This window comes from Flavobacteriales bacterium, assembly GCA_016712535.1.
GTDB lineage: Bacteria > Bacteroidota > Bacteroidia > Flavobacteriales_F > PHOS-HE28 > PHOS-HE28.
On record JADJQW010000002.1, the window covers coordinates 1,103,225 to 1,128,407 of the forward strand.

At 62.3% G+C, this 25,183-nt stretch carries 16 protein-coding genes; 8 read left to right on the forward strand and 8 right to left on the reverse strand.

What is annotated here, in order from left to right:
* Positions 1-50 precede the first annotated feature (50 nt).
* From IPK70_04525 to IPK70_04540, 4 genes are read right to left on the reverse strand one after another with little or no spacing between them, the layout of a single operon-like run.
* On the reverse strand, positions 51-1,985 hold the full coding sequence (locus tag IPK70_04525; protein ID MBK8226420.1) for an adenylate/guanylate cyclase domain-containing protein: 1,935 nt from the start codon (positions 1,983-1,985) through the stop codon (positions 51-53).
* Entirely contained in the window at positions 1,985-3,970 is a 1,986-nt protein-coding gene (locus IPK70_04530; protein ID MBK8226421.1) for a hypothetical protein, read from the reverse strand. The genes IPK70_04525 and IPK70_04530 overlap by 1 nt, the downstream gene beginning before the upstream one ends.
* Entirely contained in the window at positions 3,967-5,085 is a 1,119-nt protein-coding gene (locus IPK70_04535; protein ID MBK8226422.1) for an adenylate/guanylate cyclase domain-containing protein, read from the reverse strand. The genes IPK70_04530 and IPK70_04535 overlap by 4 nt, the downstream gene beginning before the upstream one ends.
* A gap of 9 nt (positions 5,086-5,094) precedes the next feature.
* The gene (locus IPK70_04540; GenBank protein ID MBK8226423.1) at positions 5,095-6,285 is read right to left on the reverse strand and encodes a nuclear transport factor 2 family protein; all 1,191 of its coding nucleotides are present in this window, start codon (positions 6,283-6,285) and stop codon (positions 5,095-5,097) included.
* Positions 6,286-6,375: 90 nt separating this feature from the next.
* Here IPK70_04540 and IPK70_04545 point away from each other — a divergent pair, with 90 nt between their 5' ends.
* From IPK70_04545 to IPK70_04555, 3 genes are read left to right on the forward strand one after another with little or no spacing between them, the layout of a single operon-like run.
* Positions 6,376-7,008 carry a response regulator transcription factor gene (locus IPK70_04545; GenBank protein ID MBK8226424.1) on the forward strand — a complete coding sequence of 211 codons (633 nt, stop codon included), beginning with the start codon at positions 6,376-6,378 and terminating at the stop codon, positions 7,006-7,008.
* 22 nt (positions 7,009-7,030) lie between these two features.
* The gene (locus tag IPK70_04550) at positions 7,031-8,971 is read left to right on the forward strand and encodes a tetratricopeptide repeat protein (GenBank protein ID MBK8226425.1); all 1,941 of its coding nucleotides are present in this window, start codon (positions 7,031-7,033) and stop codon (positions 8,969-8,971) included.
* 29 nt (positions 8,972-9,000) lie between these two features.
* Entirely contained in the window at positions 9,001-10,998 is a 1,998-nt protein-coding gene (locus IPK70_04555; GenBank protein ID MBK8226426.1) for a hypothetical protein, read from the forward strand.
* A gap of 6 nt (positions 10,999-11,004) precedes the next feature.
* Here IPK70_04555 and IPK70_04560 read toward each other — a convergent pair whose 3' ends face one another.
* The 3 genes from IPK70_04560 to IPK70_04570 are packed head-to-tail and all read right to left on the reverse strand — an operon-like array spanning position 11,005 to position 13,838.
* Positions 11,005-11,439 carry a hypothetical protein gene (locus IPK70_04560; GenBank protein ID MBK8226427.1) on the reverse strand — a complete coding sequence of 145 codons (435 nt, stop codon included), beginning with the start codon at positions 11,437-11,439 and terminating at the stop codon, positions 11,005-11,007.
* Positions 11,436-11,831, reverse strand: coding sequence for a rhodanese-like domain-containing protein (locus tag IPK70_04565; GenBank protein MBK8226428.1), 396 nt, complete (start codon positions 11,829-11,831; stop codon positions 11,436-11,438). Before IPK70_04565 ends, IPK70_04560 begins: the two co-directional genes overlap by 4 nt.
* Positions 11,832-11,837: 6 nt before the next feature.
* A complete protein-coding gene (locus IPK70_04570; protein MBK8226429.1) occupies positions 11,838-13,838 on the reverse strand; it encodes a hypothetical protein in 2,001 nt (666 codons plus the stop codon).
* A gap of 141 nt (positions 13,839-13,979) precedes the next feature.
* Here IPK70_04570 and IPK70_04575 point away from each other — a divergent pair, with 141 nt between their 5' ends.
* The 5 genes from IPK70_04575 (at position 13,980) to IPK70_04595 (ending at position 22,863) form a co-directional block, all read left to right on the forward strand.
* Complete coding sequence (locus IPK70_04575; protein MBK8226430.1) at positions 13,980-15,614, forward strand: T9SS type A sorting domain-containing protein; 1,635 nt, start codon at positions 13,980-13,982, stop codon at positions 15,612-15,614.
* A 19-nt stretch (positions 15,615-15,633) separates the two neighbouring features.
* Entirely contained in the window at positions 15,634-17,790 is a 2,157-nt protein-coding gene (locus tag IPK70_04580) for a S8 family peptidase (protein ID MBK8226431.1), read from the forward strand.
* Positions 17,791-17,869: 79 nt separating this feature from the next.
* Positions 17,870-19,510 carry a T9SS type A sorting domain-containing protein gene (locus tag IPK70_04585; GenBank protein ID MBK8226432.1) on the forward strand — a complete coding sequence of 547 codons (1,641 nt, stop codon included), beginning with the start codon at positions 17,870-17,872 and terminating at the stop codon, positions 19,508-19,510.
* Positions 19,511-19,522: 12 nt separating this feature from the next.
* A complete protein-coding gene (locus tag IPK70_04590; protein MBK8226433.1) occupies positions 19,523-20,641 on the forward strand; it encodes a hypothetical protein in 1,119 nt (372 codons plus the stop codon).
* Positions 20,642-20,649: 8 nt separating this feature from the next.
* Complete coding sequence (locus IPK70_04595) at positions 20,650-22,863, forward strand: hypothetical protein (protein ID MBK8226434.1); 2,214 nt, start codon at positions 20,650-20,652, stop codon at positions 22,861-22,863.
* A gap of 304 nt (positions 22,864-23,167) precedes the next feature.
* Here the strand turns inward: IPK70_04595 and IPK70_04600 are convergent, their stop codons facing one another.
* Entirely contained in the window at positions 23,168-25,027 is a 1,860-nt protein-coding gene (locus IPK70_04600; GenBank protein MBK8226435.1) for a tetratricopeptide repeat protein, read from the reverse strand.
* Positions 25,028-25,183: the final 156 nt, after the last annotated feature.

Sequence of the window (25,183 nt, forward strand, 5' to 3'; positions counted from 1 at the left end):
TGCAGAGCCGAAAGTAGGGGACACCCAGTGAACGGACGAGCCGCGCAGGGTCAAGCGCGCTCCACGAAGTACATCTCCAATTCCCCCTTGCCCTTCGCCTGCACTTTGCCGCGCGGGGTGAACGTGAGACCGGTCTCGCCCTTCACGAGTTCATAAGTCGCCTCGCTGATGTTGATGTGTCCGGCCTCACCGCTGCTCTCCATGCGGCTCGCGGTGTTCACCGTATCGCCCCAGATGTCGTACTGGAACTTCTTCACACCCACGATGCCGGCCACGACGGGGCCGGTGTGCAGGCCCACGCGCATTTCGAAAGCGGGCTTGCCTCGTGCATCGCGTTCCTGCTTTCGTGCGCGCATGAACGCTTGCATCTCCAGCGCCGCGTGCACGACGTCAGCAGGTGATGAGGTATTCGGGTCCGGCACACCGCCGGCGCACATGTACGCATCGCCGATTGTCTTGATCTTCTCGATGCCATGGGCGGTGATGATGTGGTCGAAGGCCTTGAAGCACGTGTTCAGCTCTTCCACCAGTTCAGCAGGCGTGAGCTGCTCCGCAACGGAAGTGAAGCCTTTGAAATCGGTGAAGAGTATGGTGACGTTTTCGAAGTGCCGGGCATCCGCGTGGCCTTTGGACTTCAGCTCGTCGGCGACTTCCTCCGGCAGGATGTTCAGCAGCAGTTCATCGCTGCGGTGAAGGGCTCGTTGGGTGCGTCTCCGCTGGCGGTAGCTCACGCTGCCGAACACCACTGCCACCAGTCCGGCGGCTAGCAGTAGGTTGCGCCGGGAGCGTTCTTTGGCGATGGTGACCTCCGCATCGTTCTGGCGTTGCACGGCCAGCAGGCTGTCGGCCAGTTGCCGTTTCTCGAAGTCGAGCGTCAACGCTGCATCGCTGAGGCTCCGGGCGGACTCGGTGTTGATGGTGGAATCGAGGAGGGCATGGTAGCGCTTGAAGTAGCGCAACGCTTCGCGCGTGTCCCCCAGGCCTTCGTGCGCTTCCGCCAGCGGGAAAAGGTTGTCCAGTTCCTCCTTGCGCAGGTGATGTTCCTCGGCCAAGGCCAGGCCGGCCATGGCCCATTCCCTGGCCGCGCGGAAATCCTTCGCGCACACGCATGCCATGGCCATGCGGGACCGGATCCAGCTTCTGCCCGGCGGGTTGTAGGGATCTGCATCGATGGCGGCCAACGACAAGCGGAATTCGGCCAATGCACCGGCACAATCACCGCGGTCCATCATCAGGTCGCCGCGCATCCAATTGATCATCCGCTCGCGATCCACGCCCCCATCAAGCTCAATGACGCGCGTGGCACTGTCCAACCAGGCCATGGCCGCAGGCAGGTCCTCCATGGCTTTGTATTGGTCGGCGATGCGCAACATCACATCCACCTCGTGCTCGGGCCGGCGATGACGTACCAAGGCGAGGTTGCGCTCATAGTAGGCGATTGACCGGTCGTTGATGCCCTGGGTGGAGAAGGAGAAGGCCAACGCGTTGTTCATCGAGATCTGACCGAAGGTGTCCTGTGCTTGCTCGTAAGCGTGAAGCGCAGCCAATTGGTGTCGCACCGCCTGGCCCTCGGCCCCCACATCGCCGAATTGCCGCCCCAGGTAGGTGTGGATGAGGGCCACGTCCAGCGCCGGCCCTGAGCGCTCCGAGATCCTCAAGGCCTGCTTCGCGGTCGCGATGGCTTCGTTGTATCGCCTGCGATAGCCATAGGTGGAGGATAGCGCAAGGGTGGCGAGCCCCAGCTGGCGTGCGTATGCCGCAGCGCTTGTGTCCATGCGCTCACCGACCGCGATGCGGACGGCTTGCTCAACGGTCATCGTGCTGTCGGAGTCCAGCCATTGCGCCAGCGCCGGTACGCGTTGGCGTATGGAGAGCGTGGTGTCCGCCCAAGTCGCGCGCAAAGAGTCCCGGGTGATCTCCTGGGCAACGGTGAGGTTCGTCAGAACAAGCGTGCAGAGCATCAGGGGGGAGCGCTGAATGGACATCAGTTCAGGGCTTTTTTGCGAGCGAAGTACATCTCCATCTCCCCCTTGCCCTTCGCCTGCACTTTCCCGCGCGGGGTGAATGTCAGGTCCGGCTCGTTCCTGACCAGTTCATAAGTAGCCCCGCTGATGTTCACCTGCCCCACCTCGCCGCTGCTCTCCATGCGGCTGGCCGTGTTCACCGTATCGCCCCAGATGTCGTACTGGAACTTCTTCACGCCCACGATGCCGGCCACCACCGGGCCGGTGTGGATACCGATGCGGATCTCGAAGTAGGGCAGCCCCGCCGCGATCTTCCGCGCCTTGCCCTCAGCGATGAAGTCGCGCATCTCGAAGGCGGCCTTGATCACATTGGTGGCGTGCGTGGTGTTCGGCGTTGGCAATCCACCGGCCGCCATGTACGCATCCCCGATGGTCTTGATCTTCTCGATGCCGTGCTTCTCGGTGATGCGGTCGAAGGCGCTGAAGCACTCGTGAATGTCGCGTATCAGTTCCTTCGGGCTGAGTTGTTCGCTCATGGCCGTGAAGCCTTTGAAGTCGGTGAAGAGTACGGTGGTGTCTTCGTAATGCCGGGCATCGGCGTGGCCTCTGGTCTTCAGCTCTTCTGCGACCTCTGCTGGAAGGATATTCAGCAACAGTCTTTCGCTGATGGCTTTCTCCTTGGCAATCACACGGTGTGAGCGGATCGTGGCGCGCAGCTGGGAGAAGATGCCCAATGCGACCAACAGAAGGAAGGCCCCACTATACCCCAAAGTGCGCTTGCGTTCGTGCTCCCTGGCCAATTCATAGGCATTCGAACGTTCCCGGTCCGCTCGGTCCGATTCCTGTAGCAGGCTATCCGCCAGCTGCTGCTGGTGGAAATCAGCGGTCATCAACTCCTTCCGAATGCCCACTGCGCTCAAACTATCACGTGCCGCAGAAGCCAGGTCCAACAGATCCATGGCATCGGCGTACCGGCCTTGCTGGGCATAAATGATCGCCAAGGTACTGGCAGCCACCTTCTGTACTTCCGCAGCACCCAATACGGTAGCCAGTTCAATGGCTTGTTCGAGCTCGCGTGCAGCCTGTGTTGTTCTGCCCTGTTCGGCATGTATGACACCCGTTACCAGCACCCCCTGAAGTTGTTGGTCCGGTCGGTCGTACCGCTTGGCCATCGACATGCGCTCCTCCTCGATGGCAAGCGCCTGCGGGAGGCTGTCGCACTCCCGGTACAATTTCGAGAGTCCATCGATCACTATGAAGTGCATTCCATTAATGTCGGAGTCGATGCGCGACCGGGTAAGGGTATACAACTCTTTGAATAGTGCTACCGCTTCCGGTCGCCTGCGCAAAAGCGCATAGACCTCGGCCTTGGTGAGTATCAGGTATACCTTGAGGGTATCCTGACCCCGCCCTAGTTCAGTAGTCAGATCCGCATAGGCCAGCGCGCTGTCCGCCACACCCTGATCAGCGTAGGTCCTGGCCATGTAGCATGCAAGGGAGAGCAGCGAGTACTTGTCGCTCGTGTCGGTCAACTGCATCGATCTTCGGAAGTGCTTCACGGCAAGCTCAGCGTCCACCGCAGTTCTACAGAGTAACCCCATGTTGTTGTATGTAAGCGCCATGCCTGCTGTATCCCCGTCCACCTCCTGCATGCGCAGTAGTTCCTTGTAAGACCGTAGTCCGGCGGTGAACCGGGAGGCTCTCCAATGCGCCACGCCCTTGTTGTTCAAATAGATCTTATAGCGTCTCCGCGCTACTTTGCGTACGGGCTCCCGCGGGTCATTCAACAGTTCTTTCGCAAGAGCGCCCATTTGGTCCAATCGCACATCCCCCACAGGGGTTTTCCAGAGATAGTCCTGCAGAGAATACAGCAGTTGCAACTGGACCGTGTCCTTCCTCGTGGTATCCAGTAAGGCGGTGAGCGAGTCGGTATAGGCCTTGTAGGCTTGCGCCTTGCAACCCAGCACCACCAGCACAAGCACACCGATCAAGAGAGTCTGCTTCATGACCGTTGGACGAAGTACATGTCCAATTCCCCCTTGCCCTTGGCCTGCACTTTGCCGCGCGGGGTGAACGTGAGCCGGTTCTCGCCCTTCACCAAGGCATAGGTGGCCTCGCTGATGTTCACCTGGCCCACCTCACCACTGCTCTCCATCCTGCTCGCCGTGTTCACCGTATCGCCCCAGATGTCATAGGCGAACTTCTTCACGCCCACGATCCCAGCGACCACTGGGCCGGTATGGATACCCAAGCGCATTTCGAACGTGGCTCCTCCTTCGGCCTCACGCTCTGCTTTGTGCTTCTTCATGAAGTCCTGCATCTCCAATGCTGCAAGGATCACATCCAGCGGCGTGGAAGAGGCCGGATCGGGCAATCCACCCGCGCACATGTACGCATCGTCGATGGTCTTGATCTTCTCGATGCCCCGGGCGGTGACGATGCCATCGAACGTTTTGAAACAGATGTTCAATTCCTCGACCAGTTCCTCAGGGGTGAGCTCCTCCGACAGTGCTGTGAACCCTTTGAAGTCGCTGAAGAGGATGGTGGCCTGTTCGAAGAGCTTCGCATCGGCATGGCCTTTCACTTTCAACTCGTCCGCGATCTCCTGCGGCAGGATATTGAGAAGCAGATCTTCGCTCACCTTTCGTTCAAGCCGGATCGCCTCACGTGATCGTTTCGCGGAACGCAGACCGAACCAAAGGCCACCGGTCATGAACAGGACACCGATCCCGCCGAACATGAACAGGTTGCGCTGGTTGCGTTCCGCGCGTATCACCTGGGCGTGCTTGAAGGCCTCCGATCGCTTCGCTTGTTCATTCGCCACACTGTCAGCCAACTGCTCCTTTTGGAAGGCACGGCGGTCCTGCCGGTTCAAGGCTTCGCGATTGTCCATACTGTCACGCATCCGCAGTTGGTGCGTGTACATCGAGAATGCCTCTTTCAGGTCTCCTTGGCCTTGGTATGCCTCTTTCAAGTCGGCGGCCAATTGCTGTGCCATAGCGAACTCCCTCGCCTGTTCTGCGGCATGCAACTTCCATTTCAAGGAATCGATCCGAAGTGCTGTTCGCGCGAAAGCACCGCTCGCGAGAACGGAGAGAAGGACGAGGATGGCTTTGCGCATTTCCGAAGATCAGCGTTTTGACGCTACGAAGTACATCTCCATCTCCCCCTTGCCCTTCGCCTGCACTTTTCCGCGCGGCGTGAACGTGAGACCGGGTTCATCCTTCACTAGTGCATAGGTCGCTTCACTGATGTTCACCTGTCCCACTTCGCCGCTGCTCTCCATGCGGCTGGCGGTGTTCACCGTATCCCCCCAGATGTCGTACTGGAATTTCTTAACGCCCACGATGCCGGCGACGACGGGCCCGGTGTGTATGCCGATGCGGACCTCGAAGTAGGGGAGGCCTGCCGTTGCTTTCCGCGCCTTGCCTTCGGCGATGAAGTCGCGCATCTCGAACGCGGCCTGGATCACATCGGTGGCGTGTGTAGTGTTCGGCGTAGGCAATCCGCCAGCGGCCATGTACGCATCGCCGATGGTCTTGATCTTCTCGATGCCGTGCTTCGCCATGATGCGATCGAAGGCGCTGAAGCATTCGTGCAGGTCGTGCACCAGTTCCTTCGGGGTCACCTTCTCGCTCATGGCGGTGAAGCCTTTGAAGTCGGTGAAGAGCACCGTGACCTGATCGATCAGTTTCGCGTCGGCTTCCCCCTTCGCCTTCAATTCCTCCGCGACCTCCTCGGGAAGGATGTTCAGCAGCAATTCCTCGCTGCGCTGCTTCTCCCTCCGCAATTCCTCGGTGCGCATGAGCACCTCGCGCTCCAGTTCCTTGTTGCGCGCATGGATGTTGCCATGGGTGATGTACTCGCCTTCGCGCAGCCGATAGTCCGGGTCGCTCCCGTGCACATGGGCCACCCACCATTTCCCATTGATGCGCTTCAGGATCGTGGTCTGCCGCACGATGTCGCGCGTGGATGCGCCCCCCTGGCCCATGATCCAGAATGTATCGCCTTCCACCCAGGCGACGTCGCCCCACAGCCGCACTTCGAGCCAGATATGGTCGATTGTGAACGCGTCCGGATACTGCTCCACCCCTTTCTCGTTCATCGCCCGGTACTGCGCCTTACCCACGGCGCGCTCATGCAGGCCGGTCCCGAAGAAGGTGATGTCGTCGGCGCAGACCGAGAAACGCGAATCAAGGTCACGGCGCGCATAGCTCTGCCAGAAATGCTCATGCACCAGCAGTATTTCAGCTTCTTCGGTGGTGGTCTCACGTCCCGATGAACCGCCCTTGGTATCCATGCGGTAGCCCGATGCGCCCATGCCACAAGTTTCCGTCGAAGGGGGGATAGGCGAACCCCCACGAACAGGGGGGAATCGCCTTCCTCCCTGTGCCACTTACTTTGCAGGAGCATGATCCGGGTCCTCCTCTTCGAAGACAACACCGACCTCGCCGAAAGCCTCGGTGAGCTGATGAAGGACACCGACGATATCCGGCTCATCGCCCATTACACCAACGCGCAGAAGGCCGAACGCCATGTCGCCTTCCACCACCCGGACGTGGTGCTCATGGACATTGATATGCCCGTGGAGAACGGCCTGCAGGGCCTGCGCGCCATCCGTGCGGCGGGCAGCGGGGTGATGGTGCTCATGTTCACCGTCATGGAGGACAACGAGAACGTGTTCCAGTCCATCTGCCACGGCGCCAGCGGCTACCTGCTGAAACAGACCGCGCCGGATAAGATCCTGGAAGGTATCCGCGAGGCCATGGGCGGCGGTGCGCCCATGACCCCGAGCATCGCGCGCAAGGTGCTCACCCTCTTCGCGCAGCCGTTCAAGAAGAGCGACGACCTGCAGAAGCTCACCGCCCGCGAGCATGACGTGCTTTCGCTGCTGGTGCGCGGCCATAGCTACAAGATGGCCGCCGCGCAATTGGACATCGGCGTGGAGACCCTTCGCTTCCACATCAAGAACATCTACGCCAAGCTGCACGTGAACAGCAAGAGCGAGGCGGTGGCCAAGGCCTTGCAGAACAGGGTGGTGTGACGTGCTACGATACCTTGGGACGATGCGCTTGACCGGGCCCGGGACCTTCCTTGTATCGCTCCTGTTCGTCATGGGCTGTGAACGGTCGACAAGCTTGGATGACGACCAGGCACCCCGCTCACCCGCGTTCGACAGCACCTTCCATGCGAGGACCCTGGCCGCGCTGCACCCGGCCGCCATGCGCAGCGACACCATCTTCTGCGATAGCATCCTGAAGGTGTACGACGATACGGCGCTCGCGCGCATGCATCCGGGCCGTGTGAACGACGCCTTCGTGTACGCGATCATTTCGCACGACGGCTATCCCACGGCCTCGATGGAGCGCTTCTATCGGCTGGCGCGATACGCGGACAGCGACCGCATGCTCGCCTGGCACGACTTCCTGATCGCCCGATGGCGGATGATGAACGGCGATCATGTGGAGGCGGTGCGCCTCTATCAGAACCTGCTTACGCGATTCGAACGCGTGCAGGACGGAGCCGGGATATCCTCCGCCTGCCGTCGGCTGGGCCAGATCTACCGTCTATTGGGCGATTTCGAGGTCGCCTTGCCCTACCTCCATCGCGCCCTTCCCGGTGAGCCGCGGGCGGAATTCCGTTGCAACATGCTCTACGCCATGGGTGAGTGCCATGCGCATGCGCATCGCGCTGATTCGGTGCGCTGGTGCCGTGACCGGATCGCTGAGATGGCCGGCGATAGCATGCTGCTGCAGCGTGGCGATGACCGCGTGCTGCTGTATACCATGCGCCTGGGGCTCGATGCGGCGACCATCGAAGCGCGTCGCACGGGTCGAGGCGATGCCATGGCCCTGGTGCGGGACATGGCGCGGTTGGACAGCTTGCTGGAGCATCGTGACCCTTGGCTCGGGTTCATCGAAGCCCATGATGCCGCATCGCACATCGAATTGGCCGAAGAGGTGGTACGTGCCCTTACCGCCTTGAACCGGACGGATCTCGCGCGCGAGCTCGTACTGGAGGCCGAAGAGCGAGCCCGGGACTGCACCGACTGCACGTTGGAGGAGGTGGCTCTTTATGCCGCCGTGGCCGATATGCACATCGCGTTGGGCGACCGGTCCGAGGCGCTGCGCTACCAAACCCTGCGCGCCGATGCGCTCACGCGCAACGAGGTGGGCAAGGCCCGGCTTGCCGTGGAGCAGGCGCGCCAACGCGAGGAGTACCAACAGCAACGATCCGGGATGGCGCAAGCGCTCGAGCAAGAACGTCAGCAGGCCCGCGCCATGGACATCGAATACCGCATGCAGCGCATCAGCCTGGTGGTGATGATCGGCTTCGTGGTCCTGTTCGCCGGGGTGCTTTTCGTTCACTTGCGCATCAGACGACGCATGCAATTGGAGGAGGTGCGCACGCGCCTCAGCCGCGACCTGCATGATGATATCGGCAGCACGCTCAGCAGCATCAACATCCTCACCAGTGTGGCACGCAAGAAGGCCGAAGCGGGTGACGTGGAAGGAGCGGCGGCTTCGTTGACCGGGATCAGCGAGCGCAGCCAGCGCCTGCAACGCAACATGAGCGACATCGTGTGGAGCGTGGACCCGGACCGCGACAGCTTGGAGGAGCTGCTGGTGCGCATGCGCGAATTCGGGGCATCGGTGCTGGAGCCGAAGGAGATCACCTACCGCTTCGATGCGCAAGGCGATCACAGTACGGCCTTGCAGCCGATGGTGAAGAGCAACCTCTACCTCATCTTCAAGGAAGCGTTGAACAACGCGGCGAAGCATGCGAACGCCAGCAACGTGGAGGTGCGGATCCGAAAGGATGCTGACGGGCTGCACATGACGATCACCGACGATGGTATCGGCCTGTCCTCTGACCGATCAGTGGACAATGGCGGGGGCAACGGCATGCGCAACATGCGCCAACGCGCCGCCGAGATGAACGCCGTGCTGGATATCGGACCCGCGAAGGAAGGTGGGGTCGTCATCGATCTCTTCATACGCACATGAGCGCAGGCACCACCCGGTCCATTCGCTGCATGCTTCGGAAGGCATGCTCGGCCGCGCTCGCCGTCCTGCTGCCTCTGCTGGTCCACGCGCAGCCAAAGGAGGATGCGGCATGCCGCTCTGTGTTGCTCAGCGCCAACGCGACCGACGAGGAGCGCATGAGCTGCTACAAGCACATGGGGCCGGATGCGTTCGACCATTGGAGCGCATCGCTGCCCACGGAACCCACGACCTGTGAACTCCTTCACCGCATCGCAGGGGCGTTCCATGATGCCGATCCAGCCATCTCGCTGCGCATTGCGGAGCGTGCGTTGGACATGGCGGACCGCTCGCACGTGGACCCACGATCGCGAGCGGTGCTTGAACAGGACGTGGCGTACGCCTGCCAGGCGCTCGAACACTACGCGCGGGCGCTGAGACACTTCCGCTCTGCCGCCGTGCTGTACGAACAAGCCGGTGATACGACGAATGCTGCGGAATGCCTTTTCTACACGGGCGATATCCTGACCGATCTTGGTGATACCACACGCGCGCTGGCATGCATGCGGAACTATGTGGAGCTGAGCGATCGCAACGGACTTGCCGCGGACCGCGTGGAAGCGTTGCGCGCACTGGCCCGTACCCTCCATCACTTCGGCCGCACCGATAGCGCGCTCGCGCTTCTGGTCACCTCGTATCGCTTGGCCGAACAGGCGCAGGACACCACGGAAATGGGATTGAGCCTGCTGGACGCCGGGGAGACCCATCGCGCCAACGGGGATCTCGCTCTGGCCGAGGACGAACTGCGGCTAAGCATCACCATGCTCAACCACGGGGCACGACGCTTGTTCCAGCACCTGGCCTACCAATGCCTTGCTTCCGTGTTTGCGGAACGGGGCTCCATTCCGGAAGCCATCAGCGCGCAAAACCGCGTGCTCGCCTTGGCCCAGGCCTCCTCGCTGCAACGACCGGAAGCGGAAGCACACATCGAACTGGCCACGCTCCTTGATCGCACGGGGCAGGGCGCGCAGGCGCTGCAACACGCACGGCTCGGCCTGGACGTGGCCACCACTGCCGGCTTGCTGAAGTTGCGCGTACGTGCACTACAGCAGCTCGTCGATCTCCATCGGGCCGCCAAGCGCTATGCGGTTGCGATCACCTATCAGGACAGTCTTCGGGCCAGTGAGGACTCCTTGCGACACGCACAGGGAAAGGCGGAAGCCGCGAGCGAATCGGCACGCAGCGAGTACGAAAAGGCACTGGCGGTGGAGCAAGCACAGTCCGCTCAACAGCTTGAACAGGAACGGGCCACGACGCACGCCCGCGAGTTGGAGCATCGCATGCAGCGCATCAGCCTGGTGGTGATGATTGGCTTCGTGGTCCTGTTCGCCGGCGTGCTCTTCGTGCGCCTGCGCATCAACCGGCGCATGCAATTGGAGGAGGTGCGCACGCGCCTCAGCCGCGACCTGCATGATGATATCGGCAGCACGCTCAGCAGCATCAACATCCTCACCAGTGTGGCACGCAGGAAGGCCGAAGCGGGTGACGTGGAAGGAGCGGCGGCTTCGTTGACGGGGATCAGCGAGCGCAGCCAGCGCCTGCAACGCAACATGAGCGACATCGTGTGGAGCGTGGACCCGGACCGCGACAGCTTGGAGGAGCTGCTGGTGCGCATGCGCGAATTCGGGGCATCGGTGCTGGAGCCGAAGGAGATCACCTACCGCTTCGATGCGCAAGGCGATCACAGTACGGCCTTGCAGCCGATGGTGAAGAGCAACCTCTACCTCATCTTCAAGGAAGCGGTGAACAACGCGGCGAAGCATGCCCAGGCCACGGTGGTCAACGTGGCCATCAACTACCGGAATAACCGGTTGAAGATGACCATCGCAGACAACGGCAGCGGTTTGCCGGATACGAACGGCCCATCGCGCGCGCACGGGGGCAACGGCCTGCGGAACATGCGCACCCGCGCAGAAGAAATGAACGCGGAACTGAACATGGACAGCACACCGGAGAAGGGCACCACGATCGACCTCACGATCCCGTTATGACGGGTATCAATGGGGTTTGCCCGCGAAGAGTTCCCATAGGGCGAAGGCCAACCCGCCCAGGACCAGGCACCGGACAAGGAGTCCATCGAGGTAGATGTCCAAGCGCGGACTTCTGTAGCGCAGAACCAAGCCCACGATCAGCGCAACCGCGCAGGCGATCGCTCCGGCCAGCATCAACACCGCGCTGTGAGGCCATCGCTGCATGAAGGCGATCAAGCCACTGAGCGCGATACTCAGCGCAACACCTCCGAATACGGTCATTCCCAGGATCTGATCGGTGGGCTTGGGTGCGGCCAGGGTGCGGAAACCGAAGGGGAAATAGAACAGCGCGAGCCCGCATCCTCCAGTGACATAGAGGACACCGGCCCCGGGCCAGTGCTGGATCTTGAAGATGCAGCCCAGGACGACCAGGGCGGCCAGCACGAGCTCCGTGGTCCTCATGGCTCGGTGGGCAAGCCCGCATCCTGCCAGCCGGTGATGCCCGCGTGCATGCAGCGCACGTCGGTGTAACCCAGCTTCACGGCGCTTTCGGCGGCCATGCCGGCGGCAGGGCATTCCGGGCTCCAGCAGTAGAACACCAGCTTGCTCGACTTGTCGGCGGGCAGTACGTCCGGGGTGATGGCGTCGTAAGCGATGAGCCGGGCCCCGGGCACATGGGCGAAGGCATAGTTGTCCGCTTCGTTCACGTCGATCAAAGTAACACCTCCCTTCTGGATCTCAACCGAGAGTTCCTGAGGGGTAATGTCCTTCACGAGAACGGCATCGGGGCCGGACTGAGCCGCGCACGGCACCACCAACAAGAGGAGCGTGGACAAGATCAGCGCCTTCTGCATGAGTGTTCAATTGGGTTGGACAAAGTACATCTCCAGTTCCCCTTTGCCCTTGGCCTGCACCTTTCCGCGCGGGGTGAAGACCCAGCCAGGCTGCGCGGCGATCTCGCGGTAGGTGCTCTCACTGATGTTCACGCGGCCCACTTCGCCGGAGGATTCCATGCGGCTGGCCGTGTTCACGGTATCGCCCCAGATGTCGTACTGGAACTTCTTCACGCCCACGATGCCGGCGACCACCGGGCCGGTGTGCACGCCCACCCGCATGTCGAACGCGGGCCTCCCCAGCGCAGTGCGTTCGGCCTTCCGCTTCAGCATGAACGCCTGCATGTCGAGCGCGGCCTGCACCACATCCCCCACGCCGCTGGTCACTTTGCGGGGCAGGCCACCGGCCGCCATGTACGCATCACCGATTGTCTTGATCTTCTCGATCCCGCGCGCGGTGATGATGGCGTCGAAGGCCTTGAAGCAGGTGTCCAGCTCTTCCACCAGCTCCTGCGGCGTGAGCAGCTCGCTGGCTTCGGTGAAGCCTTTGAAATCGGTGAAGAGGATGGTGGCCTGTTCGATGTGGCGCGCGGCGCTGGCCCCGGTCGCCTTCAGTTCCTTCGCGACCTCCGCCGGAAGGATGTTGAGCAGCAATTCATCCGAGCGCTTCTTGCCCTTGTACACGGACCAGGCGAGCGCCGCAAGGAGCAGCAGCACGACGGCAATGCCGAGCAACACCACGCGTTGTTGCTTCACCCGCGCTTGTTGGCGCTGGATCTCCAGGGCGCTCTCCCGTTCCTTCACCAGCCCTTCGTAAGCCGCCACGGCATCGGCGTTGGCCACGGCTTGCAGGGAGTCGTTCATGCGCACATACAACGCGGCCTCCCGCGCCGATCCGGCCGCATCACCGGACGTCCAAAGCCGTTCCATCAAGGCCTTGCGGTACCTGAGCACCAGTGGCAGATCGTTGATCCGAAGCGCCTTGGTCAGCGCCTCGCGCAAACTACTATCGGCTTGTGCGAGGCGGCCTGTCGCGCTGTAGAGGATGTACCCGCAGTAGTCCGGCTCGCAAGCGCCATTGAACGAGTTCAATGGCACCTCTTCGCGCTGGCATTCCTGGATCATCCGCGCATACTGGATCCCCGCCTCTTCGATCCGGCCCAGTTGTACGAGCATGGGAATGTACTTGGACCGGAACAACGGGTTGGAACTGTCCAAGTTGGCCAGGAGGGACCTCGAGCGCTCAAGATCGCGCAGCGCACCCAGCGTATCGCCCAAGGCCAACCGATCGGTGGCCAGGCGCATGTGGCAGTCCGCCAGCAAGCCGGTATCGCCCTGTGCGGTCAGGCATGGCAGCGCCTCCTGGATGAAGGGTATCGCACGCGCGGGATTGCCCCATTGCTCGTAGGCCCAGCCGATCACCATGGTCTCGTTGCATGCGATATCCGGCCGCGTTGGAAAGCACTCGCGGGCGCGGATGTAGTGTTCGATGGCCGCACCATACTGCCGGATGCGCATGTAGTATCCGGCCAGCGCGTGGTAGCTGGTGCCCAGGCTCATGCGCAGCGGTCCCTTCCGGTAGCGATCCACGGCATCGGTGTAGTAGCGCAAACGCTCATGTTGCATGCCGGCTGAACTGTACACCTCGCGCAGCCATCCCAGCGCTGAATGGAAATCCTGGTCCACGCCGAGGACATCGAGGCGAGCGATGCACGTCTTCATGCTGTCGATCGCAGCGGCATGTTCGCCAGCATGCCAGCGCTCAACGGCCGGCCCCATGGGCGCGTATGCCAGGCCGCGTTCATACTTCAGCTCTTCGGCCAACTGATGCGCTTCCTTCCAAATGGGGCTCACGTCCAACTCCGGGTCATTGATGTGCTGCATGGCCTTGCGGATGAGCAGGTCCACGCGCGTTGTGGTGCGGCCCTCGGTGCGCAAGCGCGCCTCCACGCTGTCGATCGTTCCGCTGAACGCTGCGCGGACCATGAGGAGGCATCCGATGGTGGCGAGGGTGCGCGGAATCCGCATGCGTGATGGAGGGAATGATCGACCGATGCAAGGATCGGGCGCTGTGACCTCAGGGAAAACCCCATGATCGGGTGGCCCCCTCTTTATGGGGTTTCCGCACGGCGCAGCCGTGAGAACGTTTGCAGCCGACAGTCCCAACCCATGCGCCATCTCATCTCCATCCTCCTGTTCTGCGCCGCGATCCAGCTCCTCGCGCAACGACCCGCCCGATCGCCCTATGATGCACCCGTCGTGCGCCCTTCCAACGACAGGGTTGAGCGCGGTGCGCCACCCGCCAACGATGATTGCGCCAATGCCACGCCGATCACACTCTTGGGTGATTGCGCAGGAGCGGTCTCCGGCAGCAACGCAGGCGCCACCATGGACGGCGTCGTGCCATCCTGCGATGATCCCGGATCCACGGAACCCGATGTATGGTACACGTTCACCACCGGCACGGCCGATACCGTGATCATCACGTTGACACCGGAGGCCAACATGACGGATTGGGCCTATGTGCTCCTCGAAGGCGCATGCGATGGCAACGAAGTGGCCTGTCGGATCCAACCTTCGACTCCTACGGCTGAATACCTCACGCCTTCCACCACCTACTACCTGCGGGTGCTCTCGAATCCGGATTATGGCACCGAAGGCGATTTCACGCTCTGCGTGCAGGACCTTGATCTGGTGAACGTGCCCGCGAACGATCTGTGCATGAACGCGCCGATGCTAGCCCTGCCCATGGGCTCCACCATCACCTTCACCGGCAATTCAACCAACGCGCAGAACACCGAGGGCCTACCGTTGCCTTCGGTGTGGCATGCCTTCACCTTGAGCGAGGCGGCCGATGTGACGATCGACCTCTGCGGGAGCGCGGCCTTCTTCCCGAACTTCTTCCGCGCACTGTACTTCACCTGTCCTCCGGATCTGGCCCAGCGCCGCTACGCGGGTTACGAGAACATCACCGACTGCACGGGGAACAGGCCCACGTTGTGCTATCCGGCTTTGCCGGCGGGCACCTACTACTATGCCGTGGCCAACGGCGATGCGCCCGGGACTTACACCCTGCATGTGAAGGCCGATCCGGTCGGCTCACATCAACCGGCGAACGACGACTGTGCGGGAGCCATCGCGGTGCCGGTCTCTGCGACTTGCGCTCCCGTGGCCTTCTCGCCCACCTGCGCATCGGCCTCCACCATACAACCGGGTTGTGCCGATGGGCTTGGTGATGCCTCCGACGACGTCTGGTACTCCTTCGTCGCCACCCAGTCGTTGATGACCATCGGCGTGTTCCCGAACAGCACGCAGTTCGGCGCCGTCATGGAATTGTACGCGGGCGTTTGCGGCGCCTTGGTCTCCACGGCCTGCGCGAATGGTTTCGATGGTGATCCCGTGCAACTCCCCTTGAACGGGATGGTGCCGGGGAACACCTACTACGTGCGGGTGTACAATGGCTACTCCAACACGCCCTACGATGATGCCGGTTATTCTCTTTGTGTGGCCGAGGGCTTCGGCATCGCGATCGGGATCGAGGAAGCCGCTGGGGGCCTGCCCGCGCTCAATGTGTTCCCCAATCCGGCAGCGGGATCGTTCAGCATCCGAACTGGATCGCCCGGTTCCACCTTCTCGCTGGCGGTGATCGATGCCGCAGGAAGGACCGTGATCAACACGACCGGGCGTGCCGATGCCAGTGGGACCGTGCAACTGGCGGAAGGGGGGATGCTGGCGAAAGGTCTTTACACGGTGAAGGTGAGCGATCCACGGAGCGCTCGTACGGCCCGTTTGATGATTTACTGAACCACAGCATCCGATGCCCATGCAGCGCTTCCTGTCACTGGTTCTCATCGCGCTTCCCCTGCATGTGCTGGCACAGCCGCGCATGTCGGCCACCACGCAGCGCGCGATCGCGGTGCTGGAGCAGCTCGCCAAGGAGCAACCTGATGCCCGCAAGCTCACCGAACAGGCGCAGGCCCGGTTTCCGGTGATGTACATCGCTGGACGTTGCATGGTCGGTTTCCTCGGCCGTGCCACGGATGCGGAGACCATCGCGGACGAGCATATCAGCGTAGGCGCGCGCGCTGGCGAGATCGTCTCCTTCCGGGTGGATGCGCATCACCTGGCCAGCGTGCGTTCGATCATCGCGTTCGATCAGGTGGAGATCGCGCAGCGCAGGCGTCCGGCCCTCAACCAGGTGATCCCGGACATCCGTGCCGATAGCGTGCATTGGGGCATCGCTCTGCCGCAGGGCTACACCGGCCAGGATGTGCTGCTGGGGATCAGCGATGTCGGCTTCGACTTCACCCACCCGGCGTTCTATGACACGGCCATGAGCGCCACGCGCATCGTCGCCGCGTGGGACCAGTTCAAGCAGAGCGGTCCGCCGCCGGCTGGCTACGGCTATGGCGCGGCCTACACCACAGCGGCCGAGCTCATCGCCGCCGAAGGGGATACCGCCACCTACGGTGGGCGCTGGACACACGGCACGCATGTGGCCGGTATCGCCGGAGGGGCCGGCGCAGGCACGCCGCACCGGGGCGTCGCGTACGGCGCGGGCTTGCTGTTCGTCACACTGAACGATGATGCCGGCATCCTCGATGGCTTCGCTTGGATGAACGAGGTCGCACAGCAGCAGCAGAAGCGGCTCGTGATCAACATGAGCTGGTCATCGATGGACCTGCAGGACGGCACTTCCCTGTTCGTTCAGGCCATCGATGCGTTCGCGGACCAGGGCATTGTCTTCTGCGCTGCCAACGGCAACAACGGTGGCGTTCCTTTCCACATCCAGCGCGCGTTCGTGGGCGATACGTTGCGCACGCGCATCGCCTTCCCGGTGTTCAGCGACCCCGGCTTCGACTGGCGCGGCATCATCCTCTTGGGACAGCCGGGGGCGCCGTTCGAAGGGCGCATCCTTATCCGCGATGCGAGCAATGCCATCATCGGTCAAACGCCCTGGATGTCCACGGCCACGCAAGCCGCATACGCCGATACGCTCATGGTCTTCGGGACGGATACCGTGGAGCTGCGCATACTCGCTGATGCCGCACATCCGCAGAACCAACGGCCGCACCTGCGGGTGCATGCGCGCAAGACGAGCGCGCTCTTGCGCGTGGACCTGAACGTGACCGCGCCGGGCGGCACGGTGCACGGATGGAACGCCGAGTCCACCGGCGACTTCGTGGGCATCTGGGGCGAGCCCTTCCAAGCGGCGATGCCCGGTTACGCAGCAGGCGACCTCGACTACGGTGTGGGCGAACCGGCTTGTGGCAACGGTGTGCTTGCCGTGGGCGCGTATCGTGCAGCCTATCAAGTCGGCGGCAATTGGCAAGGTGGCGAGATCGGCGACTTCTCGGTGAAAGGGCCCACGCTGGATGGGCGCTTGAAGCCCGACATCACCGCGCCCGGCGTGCACGTGGTGTCCTGCGTGAGCTCGTATACCACGGAGTCGGTGACACCTGTTGCCGTGCTCGTCTTTCAAGGCCGTGGCTACATGTTCGCGAGTTGGGAGGGCACCAGCATGAGCAGCCCTGTGGGAGCGGGAGTGGCGGCTTTGCTGTTGGAGGCGTTCCCCTATGCCACTCCGGCGCAGGTGCGATCGGCCATCATGGAGAACGCGCGCACCGACGCCTTCACCGGACCGATACCGCCCAGCGGGAGCACGCTCTGGGGCATGGGCAAGATCAACGCCTACCAGGCGGTCACCGCGTTGATGCCCTTCGCCGGGGTCTCGGACATCGTGAATGATGGCGCACGGATATGGCCCAATCCGGCCGACGATGCGCTTCATGTAGCGCTCAATGGTGCATCGAACGGCGCCGGGTTCGCGGTGCTGGACCTGACCGGTCGGCTGGTGAGCGAAGGGAACTTGAACCAGGCGCGCCCGACCATCGATGTGCGAAGGCTCACATCCGGGACTTACCTGTTGCGGATCACCATCGGGAACGAACACACGGCGCACCGCTTCGTGAGGCAGTGAGCCCCCCATTCATGGGGTTTCGCCACCATCCGGATCGTCGAACGTTTGCCATACCCAAGTACCGAACATCACCGACACCATGAAGCACATCGTACTCCTCATCACTACCCTGCTCATCGCGCTGCACGGTAACGCTCAGCAAAGGGGCGCCTGGACGCGTCTCACCGCTCCCGCCAAGCCGATGCACCTCGCGGCGCACGGTCCCGACCGCGGCAACGCACCCGCGAACGATGATTGCGCCAACGCCGAAGCGATCACCGTGGCCGTGGATTGTACGACACCAATTGCAGGGAACAACGCCGACGCCACCAACGACGGTGCGGATGCCTCGTGCGATGACCCCGGTGCTGACCTGCTCGATGTGTGGTACACGTTCAATTCCGGTCCGGAAGACACCGTAGCGGTCACACTGACGCCCGGGCCTGACATGGAAGACTGGGCCTTCGCGCTCTACGATGGATGCGGCGGTGCTGAAGTCGCCTGTGTGATCGTTCCGTTCGCCGCATTGAACGTGGCTGTTTCACCGAACACGGACTATTGGCTCAGGGTCTACTCCAATCCGACCTATGGCGTGGGCGGTGCTTTCACGGTATGCGTGACCGGTCCGGTCGTAGTGGCACCTCCTCCTGCGAACGACGAGTGCACTGGTGCTGTCCCGCAAGCACTCGCGATCGGGGGCACGGTGACCTTCCAAGGAGACAATACCGGCGCTACGGATACCGAGGCGTTGGGCCAAGGAAGCGCCTGGGAAGCATTCACGCTGGCCGGGTCAGCCGATATCACCATCGACTATTGCGGTACCGCTCCGACTTTCTCCGAGTACTTCGTCGTGGTGTTCGCCAGCTGCCCCTTGTCCGGTCCGGTCTACCCTGGTTCGTACGACACGACCGCTTGCGGCGATGGCAACGGTTCGATGTGTTTCTCCGGGCTCCCCGCTGGCACCTACTACTATCCGGTGATGGCTGGTGCCTCATCCACGGGCCCCTATGTGCTGAACGTCACGGCGGAACCGCTCGGAACCAATGCGGTGAGCAACGATGCGTGCACCGGTGCCATCCCCGTTATGGCCACCACCTCCTGCACGCCGCAGATCTTCAGCAACGGATGCGCCTCGCAATCGCTACCGGCGACGGATTGCGGAAACGGAGCCGGAGAGGCGAACGATGATGTCTGGTACAGCTTCATGGCCACCAGCAGCGACATGAGCATCGGTGTGCTGCCGAGCGCCAGCGGTAACATGGATCCGGTGATCGAACTCTTCAACGGCAGCTGCGGTTCGCTGGTGTTCTTGACGTGCGCCGATGCGGGCGCTCAGAACGCCCCGGAGGATCTGCAGGCCAGTGGACTTACCGTGGGCGCCACGTACTATTTCCGCGTGTATGACCACAGGCTTCAGTACTCCTGGATCGATCCCACCTATGAACTGTGCGTGGTGGAAGGCCTGGGCAGCGGCCTTGGGCTCGCGGAGACCCCTTCGTCAGCCGGGCAAGCGGTGATCTACCCGAACCCTACGGACGGTGTCTTCACGCTGCTGACGAACGGCAGCTCCTCTGTTGCGATCACCGTGCTCGATGCCTCTGGACGCTCCGTGTTGAACACCACGCGCAATGCCAACGCAGGACTGGTGCAGGTGGATGCCACATCGCTCCAGCCCGGTGCGTACGTGGTGCGCTGCACGAGCGGCGGCGTGGTGGCGAACGAGCGTTTGGTCATCCGCTAATCCCGAAAGATCATGAACCGATACATCACATCCTGTTTCCTGCTCCTCGCTGCGATGAGCGCCAACGCCACCGACCGCGTGGTGAGCCCGAACAGCACCTACAACACCATCAGCAGCGCCATCGCGGCGAGCAGCGATGGTGATCGGATACTGGTGGAGCCTGCCACCTATACCGAGGACGTACTTCTCGGAAAGAGCCTGACCCTGATGTGCAACCAGGAAGGTGGGCGCTACGCATTGAACGGCAGCCTCAGGCTCGACAACGCGAGCGGTAAGGACATCGTTGTGTCAGGCATCAGAGCGCTGGGCGGCATCAGCCTGCTGGGCAGCAACACGGCGCCCACCAGCTTTCGGATGTTCGATTCATTCGCGTCGTACTGCAACCTCGAAGATCCCTTCCTGCATGTGGAACTGTATCGTGACACCATCGCTGTTTCGGTCTTCTTCTCGGCCGGCTCCGTGGTCGGGAACATCATCCCTGGCACTGCCAGCGGAGGAGGCGCCATCGTACTGAGCGGGGCCAGTCAGTTGAATGAGGAATCCTGGATCATCGGCAACGCGATCAGTTATGCGTTCAACGGATTCGGCGTGAACATTACTTCCGATGGGGTCTTCCATGTGGAGAACAACTTCATGCGCCGCTTCCCCGGCGCTGTTGGCATGACCATCAGCCGGAGCAACGAGCCGTCGGCGCTCACCTCGACCATCATCAACAACACCTTCTACATGCCCTCTGGTGCGCCTACCGTGGCCATCAACAACCCCAACTTCGCCCTCTTCAATTTGTTGGTGAAGAACAACGTGTTGGTCGGTTATAATGCGGTGACCAGCACGGACCCCAGCTGGACGCAGTTGGTGCAGTCGCACAACCCGTTCGGAGCTCCATCCTGGATCGATACGACAACGGGGAAGGCGCTCCCCGGCACCCCGCTGATCGACGCCGGCGATCCCGATCCGCGCTACCTGGACCTCGACCTCACGGTGAACGATGCGGGCTGCTACGGCGGCAGCAACAGCCGAGAGAACTTCACCACGCCCATGGGCAGCGCTGTGGTGGGCTTCATGCAAGCGCCGCGCGTGGTGGCGCAGGGCGAACCGGTGAACATCTCGGTCACGGGCTTCGATCGCTGAGCTGTACCATGCTTCGCGCGCTCCTTGTCGGTGCGGCCCTTGCCGCGTGCATGGTGGCCCATGCACAGACCCCGCGTGTCGCCCAGGCGGAATGGTTCATCGGCAATGATCCCGGTGAAGGGCTGGGCACCGCCATGCAAGTGACCGATGGCCAATGGGACCAGGCTTTGGAACAGGTCATCGGCACAGTATTCAATGCCGCGCTCGGCGACCAGGTGATCAGCGTGCGTGTGAAAGGCGCGAACGGTTACTGGAGCAATGTGTTCCGCGCAGCGCTGCACGTGAACGCACCGATCACCGCGCGACAGGTCCTGGTGCAGCAAGGCGAATACTTCTGGGACAACGATCCCGGGCTGGGCAGTGGCACCGTGTTACTGGCCTTCGATGGCGACTTCAACGATGCGTTGGAACAGGCCATCGCGTCGGACAATGCCATCACCCCCGGTGCGCATCGCCTCTTCGTGCGGCTGAAAGGAGCGGACAACGGATGGAGCGCCCTCTTCACACAAGTCGTGCACGTGAACACGGCGAACCCGACACGCGACATCCGCGTGCAACAGGGCGAGTTCTTCTTCGACAGCGACCCCGGCGAAGGGAACGGCACACCACTGCTGGCCTTCGATGGTGATTGGAACGCAGCGTTGGAAAGCGGTATCGCCAGTGTCGCGTCACCTGCGGTCGGCGATCACCTGCTCTACGTGCGCGTGAGAGCGGCCGATGGGCCGTGGAGCAACGCGTACAAGACCGTGCTGCACGTATCGCCGAACATTCCGGTGCGCGCTGTGGCCGTGCAGGCCGCGGAGTACTTCTGGGGCACCGATCCCGGTGAAGGCGCGGGCCTTCCGATGCTCGCCTTCGATGGTGACTTCGACAGCGCGCTCGAACAAGCGGACATCACTTCCAATGGTGCCACGCTCGGTGACAACGTGCTCGGCGTGCGCGTGCGCGGCGCGGACAACAACTGGAGCGCCACCTACCGCAGCATCGTCCATGTGGGTCCCGCGCTCACCCTGAGCGATGTGCATGTGCAGCAGGGCGAGTTCTTCTTCGACAGCGACCCCGGAGAAGGCAACGGCACCGTGCTCACCGCCTTCAACGGCGCATGGGACGAGGCACTGGAGCAGGGTCTGGCCGATGGTCCTTCGCCCGCAGTGGGCGATCACCTGCTCTACGTGCGCATGCGCGGCGCCGATGGGCAGTGGAGCAATGAATACAAGACCGTGCTTCATGTGAGCGCCGCCCTGGCCGCACGACCGGTCGCGGTGCAAAGCGGCGAGTACTATTGGGATACGGATCCGGGCGCAGGCAATGGGCTGCCGCTGTACGCCGAGGACGGTGCCTTCGATGAGGCGCTGGAAACGGCGATGCGCGGCATCACGGACGAGTTGGCCGCCGGCCCGCACCTGCTCGGCGTGCGCATGCTCGGCAGCGACGGGGGCTGGAGCGCACCCTTCCGGCAAGTCGTTCACGTAACGGCACCGGTCGCGCAGAACCTGCCCATCGCGCTCAGCGCCTTCCTGCAAGGACCGATGACGAGTTCCACAACGATGAGCGATGCGCTCCGAACCAACGGACTGATCCCGCTGACCGAGCCCTTCACCGCCCTGGGCTACGGCCATGTGGGCAGCGGTGGGGAAACGATCGATCCCATGGTCCTCACCCTGCTCTACGGTCAAGTCGTGGACTGGGTATTCGTGGAGCTGCGCGAGAAGGATGATCCTTCCGTTGTCATCCAGACCCGATGCGGGCTGCTCAAGCACAATGGATCCATCGTCAGCACGAACGGGGCCTCGGACATCACCTTCAGCACGGTACCCGGTGACTATCATATCGCCCTGAAACACCGGAACCACCTGGGGGTGATGACGGCTGCTCCGGTGGCGTTCGGACCGGGCGGTGCCTCACTGGACCTCCGTGCGGCAAGCACCCGCACCTACGGCACCAACGCACGCGCTGCGGCCTTCGGGCGGGCGCCCTTGTGGGCCGGGGATGTGAACGCTGATGAGGTATTGAAATACACCGGCTCGGGCAATGATCGCGACCCCATACTCGTGGCCATCGGTGGCACCACGCCCAATAACACCATTTCCGGCTACCGCGGCGAAGACGTCAACATGGACGGGGTGGTGAAATACACAGGCGCGAACAACGACCGCGATCCCATCCTGGTGAACATCGGGGGTACAACGCCGAACAATGTGCGCAATGCACAACTACCCTGAGCCTGCGACACTGGCCGGAGCGGGCATGGCCGGATTCCGAATTGGCCGTGCCCGGGGGCACCCCGGAGGAACAGGCCGTGCAAGCCGTACACGACCAGTTCTGGCTGAGCTCCGCGCGCCGGGACCTCGATGGCCGCTGCAAGGTGAATTCTGATGGAGCGCTACCCCCGGGATCTACACGCTCATCGTTCATGAGGCGGACCGGATGGCGCAGCACCGATCGATCGTGGAATAGCACTGTTCGAATAGCGCTTCGTGCGGCCGAAGCCTTCGTCCACACGTTGTTCTGTTCGCCGGTAGAGCATCATCGGCGAATGAAGTCAACCAACGCTCCTTCGGAGCATCGGCCGGCGAAATACATCGCCATCTCCCCCTTGCCCTTCGCTTGCACTTTGCCGCGGGGTGTGAAGGTGAGACCGATCTCGTTCTTCACCAGTGCATAGGTCGCCTCGCTGATGTTCACCTGCCCCACCTCGCCGCTGCTCTCCATCCGGCTGGCGGTGTTCACGGTATCGCCCCATATGTCGTAGGCGAATTTCTTCACGCCCACGATGCCCGCCACCACCGGGCCTGTGTGGATTCCGATGCGGATCTCGAAGTAGGGCAGCCCCGCCGCGATCTTCCGGGCCTTGCCTTCGGCGATGAAGTCGCGCATCTCGAAGGCGGCTTGTATGACATCGATGGCGTGAGTCGTGTTCGGCGTGGGCAATCCACCAGCGGCCATGTACGCATCGCCGATGGTCTTGATCTTCTCGATGCCGTGCTTCTCCGTGATCCGGTCGAAGGCGCTGAAGCACTCGTGGAGGTCCTTCACCAGATCACGCGGGGAGAGCACCTCGCTCATGGCCGTGAAGCCTTTGAAGTCCGTGAAAAGCACCGTGACCTGGTCGAGATGAACGGCTTCTGCTTCGCCCTTCGCCTTCAGCTCCAAGGCGACTTCCTCCGGAAGGATGTTGAGCAAAAGCTCTTCGCTGCGCCGCTTCTCCTTGTTGATGCGGTTGCGCTGGAACAGGAAGGTGCCGGCCAGCGCAAGCATCAGCACGAAACCGCCGATGAACGCATTGCGCTGCATGTCCTTGCGCCTCATCTCTTCGGCGGCCAACGCATCCTTCTTCTCCTGCTCGGCGGTGAGCAGGGCTTCCTTCTTGTCGAACTCGTACTGGAACTTCTGGCTCATCATCGCCGCCGCGTTCTCATCGCTCTTGATGCTGTCGCGCAAGGCGATGTAGAGCTCATGCATCGCCAAGGCAGCGTGGTCGTTCCCGCGCGCCTTCTCCACCTTGAATAGCATCAATGCCGCATCCCTTCGCAGATTCATATCACCGCTGGCATCGGCCATCCGAAGGGATCGTGCACCAGCGTCGTTGGCTTTCGTGAGATCGCCTAATGCCAAATGGGCGTCTGCCAATGCCGCCAGTGCCGCGGTCTCCATGGCCACATCACCGATCTCCTGCGCCAGGGCCAATTCCTCGAGGTTCAGTTCAAGCGCTTGCTTCGGTTGCCCCAGCTTCAGATGCACATTGGCCATGTTGTGCATCGCGCTCGCTATCATGCCCGAATATCCGATGTCGCGCGCCAGCCCCATCGCGCGTTCATAGCCGCTGAGTGCTGTTGCCAGCTCACCTCGCGTTTCGTGGATGATGGCGATGTTGCCGACCACCTCACTGAGGATATCCTTCTGGCCGATGGCCTCGGCGATGACAAGCCGACGCTGGTAATATTCCAATGCGTTCTCCAGGTCGTCCTGCATGTGATAGAGCGCGCCGATGTTCCCCAGAAGGCGCGCCTCCATGGAACTGTCCTTCAGGGTCTCTGCGATAGGCAGGGCCCTGGTGAGGGCTGCGATGGCGCGCGCGAAATCACCCTTGTTGGCATTCGCGTTTCCCATGAGGTTCAACGCCGACATCAGGTGCTTGTCTTCCCCGGCCTCACTGAGGATCGCGATCGCACTGTCCACATATGCGATGGTGGCATCCGATTCACCCTTACGGAGAAAGCCCATCGCACGCAGCAGCTGGGAACGGCCGATGTGGACCGCGGTGCCCTTCTCGGCCGCCAATTCACGCATGCGCTGGGCGCAGATGATCAGGCTGTCAGGGTCCGTTCCACCGTACTTCATCCTCGCAAAGGCCTCCATGGCAGTCATGCGATCCTCGACAGACATGGAGGTGTTCGACCACACTGACCAAAGTGAGTCGAGGTTATCCTGTGCAGTTGCACCCTGGATCGAAGTGATGACCATTGCCGCGCATAGCATGAACGACCGCGTTGGCGCGGAGAAGCTTCGCAAGCGCTGGCATGTCCAAGTCATTGCAAGTGT